This is a genomic window from Streptococcus sp. SP8, from assembly GCF_030440045.1.
GTDB lineage: Bacteria > Bacillota > Bacilli > Lactobacillales > Streptococcaceae > Streptococcus > Streptococcus parasanguinis_I.
Genome location: NZ_JAQFJL010000020.1, coordinates 38,987 through 45,735 on the forward strand (window position 1 = coordinate 38,987; position 6,749 = coordinate 45,735).

A 6,749-nucleotide genomic window follows, 5' to 3' on the forward strand; every position below is an offset into this window, starting at 1 on the left:
ATGATGATTTTTCAATACCCTCTATTTTACCATAATTTAGCCCAATTTGCTTGCCTTAGAAAAAATCTGTAGGACTTTTTTGTCGCTACAGATTCTTCTTTTTATATTTCTTTTCCGCCGAATTGCCCCATCTCCATTAGAGTCTCTTTCCAGACTTCCTGGACATTAGAAGCGAGGTAAGAAGAGGCCAAGTCATAAGAAGCCTGGTGAAATGGAGCGAGGTCGCTTTCAAAGAGCTGGACCAGCTTGTCCGCCAACTCTTTCACCAACTCTTCTTCTGGCATTGTCTCGCTATAAGGTACCAAAAAGCCATTTTTACCCTCTTTTATAAAAGTTGGATTGCCATAACGGGCATCAAAGCCCAGCAAAGCCAAACCTGCTCCAGCAGCCTCCATCAAAGTCAAACCAAAGGTCTCCCACTGAGAAGTGGTGAGGTAGGCTTGGTAGCAAGGATAGATCTGCTGAAGATCCGCATGACCGCGTAGGTGAATATAATCTTGTGCTGCAAGCTCCTGAATCAGGTGTCGCAAATTGTCCGCTTCTCCCCCCTTCCCATAAATATCAAACTGAAGGGCTGGGAGTCGTTCATGAGCTTGGGCCACTACTCGAATGGCCAAATCGATGCGTTTTCTTGGATCCAAACGGGAAGCTGTGAGCACACTAAAGGGAGGTCTGTCTCCTAGTGATTCCGTCAATTCTTCTAGATGCCCTACTGGAATGCTATAGATTGGAATTCCTTGGCATCCTTGTTTAGCAAGTGTCTGCTCCAAGACTTCTTTTTGAAGATCCGTTGCTGTGATGAAATAATCGAAGCGTTTGGCATACTTGAACACATAATAATATTCATAATTGAGATGGCCATTTTCAAATTCATGCTCCGAATGAAACACCATGGCGAGCTTTGAAGGAGCAGCTTTCTCCAACAAAGGGCGAGCAAAATCCATGCGCGAAGCCCGGTCAAGCAGAATCAGATCTTCTTCTTTTAGCGACAGCTGCGACAAAAAACGTCTCATCACTTCTGTATGGTTGGTCAAAATCTCAGACCCCAGTTTATAGAGCCAGCTTCCACCTAACCTCGATTCTTCAAAAGCGATAGTCCCATCTTGATGGTGATAGATCCGTCTGACAACACTACCATACTGAAAATACTCTGTGACAAGTTTACAAGCTCCATAATACTCTCGCTTGATCCTATTTCCAGCCAAAAGATAGTCTACATAGCGGACACAGTTTGGATGATAGGGATCCAAATGAAAGCTCAAGGCGTTTCCATCCGCAAATTGGTAGCGAATGGCTCTTTCCGTTTTTTCAACAACATCCAGACGCGTCAGTTGAAACTCCATTTGCAAGGCCCCTACCGTCTTTTGAGGGACCGTAGTCTGTTGATCCGTAAAAGCTAAATGGGCAAAAAGCAGTTCCTCATCCCGGTGCCCCAATGAGAGGTAATAGGCCAATTTTTCTGGAGTGGGCCAAGTGGTAAAGACAAACTTCGCTGCCACTCCTAGTCTCCGGAGCATCTTTGCCCGAGAGGCTTGTGCAACATCAACCCCATTGGGTTCGAATCCCACTAATAGATTAAAGGTATAAATGGTCATGCGGTTCCTCCCTCTAATCGCTTAAACAGCTCTTCCAAAGCTTCTTTTTCAGGCAATTTCAAGATTCGTGCCTGCTCTCTTACCAATTCTTTGTAGGTCTCTGGCTGCTGGAGCAAGGTATCTAGTTGCTGTTCCATTTCTTCGACTGTATCTGTGATTGTGCTCAAGTTTTTATAGGCTTCCTGATGCACCGTGCTCTTCAAACCAAATAAGACTTGCCCATTTTCAAGAGCATGAAGGCTACTGCTCCACACTTCTTCTCCTCGGTTGCAATCCAGATAAATAGAGCAGCTGGATAACAAGTTCTCATATTTTTCTAGCGAAATCCCTGGATAGAGGTGCACGTTAGAACAAGTCTCCAAGTCTGTTAATTTCGGTCCCATGGCTGTCAAAGCAGCAATGTGAAAGGTTACTTGTGGGAATTGATGGGCCAGTCTAGATAAACCTTCAACCTCTTGAGAAGCCGTCATGACCAGGGCTTCTGGTTGAAAACTTTCCTGCTCCACATCTACCAGCCCTGACAAGGCTGTGATCCCGTCTTTTTTCTCCCTCAACAGACCATCTTCTACCAACAAAATCTGACTGACTTGTTCTTTGATTTCGTCTAGTTCATGAGCGTCATTGGCACAGTAGGCGAGTCTTTCCTTTGGTATCTCTGTCACAACATCTAGCAATGCCTTGTCCATCAAAAGAACAGCTTCATCTTCCGGTAAGACTTGTTCTAGGACAGCTCTCTGCAGCTCTTCCTTACTGGCATACAGGCGATCCCGTCCCTTAGGAGTTTGAAGCAAAAAGGTTCCTTGTGAGACAAAGTGAAGCAAGACTTCTTCTTGCTGACGGTTCAAATAAATGTCTAAATATGGTTGACCAGCTTCCGTAAGGAGACTCTGCTTGCTTCTCCAGCCATAGCGATTGTAGAAATCAATAGATGCGATCTCTTCTCCCTGACCAAACCACTCTACTCTGTCAACCGTTCGCGACAAGATATCCCCTCGTAAAACCACATTGGCACGACGTTCCTCCCCATCAAAAAGATAGGTTGTGATCCCAAGCGTCCAACATTCCCATAATTCTGGAACCTCTAAATCATTGAAAAATAATGGTTGCCCAACTGTTGATGCCGGGTCTGTTTGGGTAAAAAAGGTCGCCAGACTATCTGTCTGTTGATCCAAATCTGTTTCCAAATTGGTCACAAACACACGGTAGGGCTGGCCAAGTTTGTCCAATAATTTTCGCAAACGATCCAGCTCTCTGGTCTGCTCTGATGCAATAATGAACATGCTGATCCTTTCTCATCATTAAGTTCTTAGTCCATGGTTTCAACGAAACTGAGGTTGATCACCACACGCTCATAGGTTTCTGACTCTTGTAAGCCTGCTTCTTCTAGTTTTTCAAGAGCTCGTTTCAAGCGCGTTTTGTAGATATAGCGGTGCCAGGTCAGATCATAGCCCAACATCCCAAGAAGAGCCAATTTTTCTTGCTTGGCTTCCATCTCATCGAGTACCCGCTTTTCTGTCCAAACCTGGGACAGAGTATCTGAACGACCCACGCGATACCAATAAATACATTTCTCCGTATGGACCACCCGATTGGCTTTTAAGAAGAGCTTGTACATCAGGAAGTTATCCTCGACATTTTTTCCGACCGGAAAACGAAGCCCTTCAAATAAGTTACGCTTATAGAGCTTCATCATAGCACACGCCCAGGCCATATCTCTGGTCTCCTGAATGGCATCGTGGTCCATAATTGCTCGCCCCTCATAAAGGATCTCTGAATAATCATCGTCCGTTACCTTGATCAAGTATTTGCTACTACTGTCATCATAGAGGTTATAGTTGGCTACCGAGACATCCGCATCATACTTCTTCAGTTGGCGATAGAGCACTTCTACATAGTCCTCCGTCACCCAGTCATCTGGATCAATAAAGGTAATGTAATCACCAGTCGCCAACTCAATCCCTGTATTACGGGCAGCAGATAAGCCCCCATTTTCTTGGCGGACGTAGCGGATGCGTGCATCTTTCCTAAAAAATTCCTTACAGATCTCTTCTGACTGGTCTGGCGAACCATCATTGACCAGGATAATTTCCAAGTGAGGATAGGTCTGATGGATAACCGTTTCCAAACATTGTCTCAAATAAGCTTCTACATTATAGATGGGAATGATGATACTCACTACTTCATTTGTTTCCATGCTTCTTCTCATTTCTCTTTAAATAATCGCGAATCGCTGTCACCATCTCCTGCACCTGATCATCCCTAAACACCTGATTCTCACCATTCTCCACATGATTGGTTCCTTCAAAAGAAAAATAGGGAGACCTTGTTGACTGATCGTTTGCGTTATCTGATCGACCTCATCATAGGGATTGATATCCAGATAAACATCCAATTTTTCTAGGACTTTTCGACTGGTCAAGGGATCAAAAGAGGGATAAAGAAAGAGGTTAGGGTAGCGTTCCAATTGCACCAAGTTAAAACCAAAATGACTATGGGCAAGGACATGAATCGCTACGTCCGGCAACTCTTTTAACAACGTCTCCAACTCGTGGATATCTGCTGTATGGGTATAAATAGCCGCATGATAAGGAAAATCTCCCACTAGATCTTGATAGGTTTGCTTCAAAATCGGTTTTCGAAGTAAAATTTCCTCCCAAGAGAGGGCATAATAAAACCACCATAATTCACGAAAACGATTGAAACGTTTAGAGGTCCATGGTTTATTATGAGAGGTGTAGTGAACGACTGCTGGGATCCCTTGGAAGGCATCATACCAGTCCAAATCACCATAGAGATATTGATCCTTATCAGACCCTACTTGTAGATTATAGGTCCAAGGTAATGGATACCAAGCATCTTTGAAATACAGGTTCAAAATTCCTTGATCTCCGTAGACATGCTGATGGTGCTCGCGAGTGAGGTCAAAAAGAGCCTCTGTCACTTGGTGCTCTTGCCACCAAGCCTTATCAATTACCAAAAGTCCAGCATTAAAACCATCTGTCGTCGTCGGCTTATCTACCACTGCACCCAGTCCATAACCTTTTAGATCGACCTCAAATAAAGGCGATAAATCCTGTGTAAAGATCATATCACAATCCAGATAGAGGATTCGCTCTTCTTCCACCATCTCTGGAATAGCGTAACGGAAATAGGTTGCATAGTGAATATGGTCACTTGGAAGCGAAAAGGACTGGAATTGCTCGGGTGACATCCGACAATTGATCACTTCTGAATCCAACTGGCGCAAGCGCTGATTCATGATAGTAAACCACTCAGTTGGTAGATCTTCATTTAAAACATAAATTTTCAACTGGTCCTGATGGGCACACAGTGACTTCATAGCGGTTTCCAACTTTTCCATATAAGATAGATTGGCTGAAAACACAACAGCTTTTTTACTCATAACTTCCCCTTTTTTCTTTCATTAGAATACCATTTTCAAGAGAGGAAAACAATTTCTAACCCCAAAAAAGAGGCCTAGACAAGTGTCTATGACCTCTTTTACATCGGTTTCTTATTTTTGGTCTAATACAGCTAGTGTATCGTCTACCAAACTTGCCCCTAAGACATGCTTGAAGTGATTCAAAGCAAACTGGTGATTTTCAGGAGTGATCGATGCCACTGCAGGTTCCACAACCTCGATCTGATAACCCAGATTGTAGGCATCAACCGCTGTATGGAGAACACAGATATCGGTCAAGACCCCAGTCAAAATAACGGTATCTACATGGCGTTCCCGAAGTCGGATATCTAGATCCGTCCCTGAAAAGGCAGAATAATGACGCTTGTCCATCCAAAAGACACGTGGATCCGCTTGGTGCTCCCGATAAAAATCTGCTAAGGGACCGTACAAATCTCGTCCACTGGTCCCAATGATATTATGAGGTGGGAAGAGCTTGCTTTCTGGATGAAAGGGATCGTCCACATCATGCGCATCAATGGCAAAAAAGACATAGGCTCCTTGGTCAAAGGCCAATTGGGTCACCTGAGCAATGCTCTCAGAAATGGCTTGGGCGGGAGCCCCTGCCGTTAGCTTACCTTCATCCGCTACAAAATCAACGGTGTAGTCAATCGAAATTAATGCTTTAGCCATTAGTAGTCTCTTTTCTTAATTTCTTCAAAAATATCTGGTATCAACACTTTTAGATAGGTTCCCTTCATCCCAAGAGAACGACTTTCAATAATACCAGCAGATTCCAATTTCCGAAGTGCATTGACAATCACAGAGCGGGTAATGCCAATACGATCTGCGATGATAGAAGCAGTCAACTGACCTTCATTGCCTTTCAATTCACTAAGGATAGCAGATACGGCACGCAATTCGGAGTAAGACAAGGTATTGACAGCCATATTCACCGCTGTGCGACGACGAATATTCTTCTCGTCCTCCTCGCGTTGGTAGTTCAACATTTGAATCCCTACCACGGTACTAGCAATCTCAACCAAGATCAAATCATCATCCGCAAACTGTTTATCATTGCGCCAAATGATTAAGGAACCCAACCGAATCCCAGAAACATGAATAGGCGCAATGGTCGTCAAGCCATCAGGAAATTCAGACTTGGTTTCAACCGGAAAGATACTCAAATCATGGTCCACATCTAAATTAGCTTCTGTATCGTAGACCAAACTAGCCGCCTTGGCATAATCTTCTGGTAGTTTTTTATTTTGGAAGAAAGCTTCTACTCGGTCATTGTTGGTCTTGTATCGCATGAAATAACCAAGAAGAGTTCCCTTGCTATTAATGATACAGGCATTACAGTGAATAATATCCGCCAATTGCTGGGCAATATCATTGTAAGGCATCTCTACCTGTAACTGTTCATCAGTCCGTTTCAAAATGGATGTAATTTTACGTGTCTTTTCTAATAAGTTTGCCATAATAAACCTCGCATATAGTCAGCTCAAGTATATCATATAAGTGTGGGAATTTCAATCAAATTATCTGAAAATTATTTATTTTTTCTACAATTGTGCGCAATTCAGAAAAATGTCGTTTCGATGACATGGATTCTATAGAATGAATCAAAAAAAGAGAGTGGGACAGAAATCGGTAATTCGTTAGAATTCGATTTCGTCGTCCCACCTCCGCACAGTTGAGTAGGGCTGTAAAAGCTGATGAAATCAGCGTAGTAGAGCCCACTCAACCACTGC

The 6,749-nt window shown here is 43.5% G+C and carries 6 protein-coding genes; all 6 read right to left on the minus strand.

Translation table 11 applies throughout. The annotated features are described in order from the left end of the window. Positions 1-101 precede the first annotated feature (101 nt). The 6 genes from PCY11_RS10265 to codY all read right to left on the minus strand — a co-directional run bounded on the left by PCY11_RS10265 (position 102) and on the right by codY (position 6,476). Positions 102-1,595: a glycosyltransferase gene (locus tag PCY11_RS10265; protein WP_301362737.1), complete on the minus strand. Its 1,494-nt coding sequence runs from the start codon at positions 1,593-1,595 to the stop codon at positions 102-104. Beyond that, on the minus strand, positions 1,592-2,875 hold the full coding sequence (locus PCY11_RS10270; RefSeq protein WP_301362738.1) for an accessory Sec system glycosyltransferase GtfB: 1,284 nt from the start codon (positions 2,873-2,875) through the stop codon (positions 1,592-1,594). Before PCY11_RS10270 ends, PCY11_RS10265 begins: the two co-directional genes overlap by 4 nt. Positions 2,876-2,901: 26 nt before the next feature. Next, on the minus strand, positions 2,902-3,789 hold the full coding sequence (locus PCY11_RS10275; protein WP_024054994.1) for a glycosyltransferase family 2 protein: 888 nt from the start codon (positions 3,787-3,789) through the stop codon (positions 2,902-2,904). Between the two features lie 39 nt (positions 3,790-3,828). Continuing rightward, the gene (locus PCY11_RS10280) at positions 3,829-4,998 is read right to left on the minus strand and encodes a glycosyltransferase (protein ID WP_301362739.1); all 1,170 of its coding nucleotides are present in this window, start codon (positions 4,996-4,998) and stop codon (positions 3,829-3,831) included. 111 nt (positions 4,999-5,109) lie between these two features. Then, on the minus strand, positions 5,110-5,688 hold the full coding sequence (locus PCY11_RS10285) for a cysteine hydrolase family protein (RefSeq protein WP_024054996.1): 579 nt from the start codon (positions 5,686-5,688) through the stop codon (positions 5,110-5,112). Continuing rightward, entirely contained in the window at positions 5,688-6,476 is a 789-nt protein-coding gene (codY, locus tag PCY11_RS10290) for a GTP-sensing pleiotropic transcriptional regulator CodY (protein ID WP_045759799.1), read from the minus strand. The genes PCY11_RS10285 and codY overlap by 1 nt, the downstream gene beginning before the upstream one ends. Between the last annotated feature and the right edge of the window lie 273 nt (positions 6,477-6,749).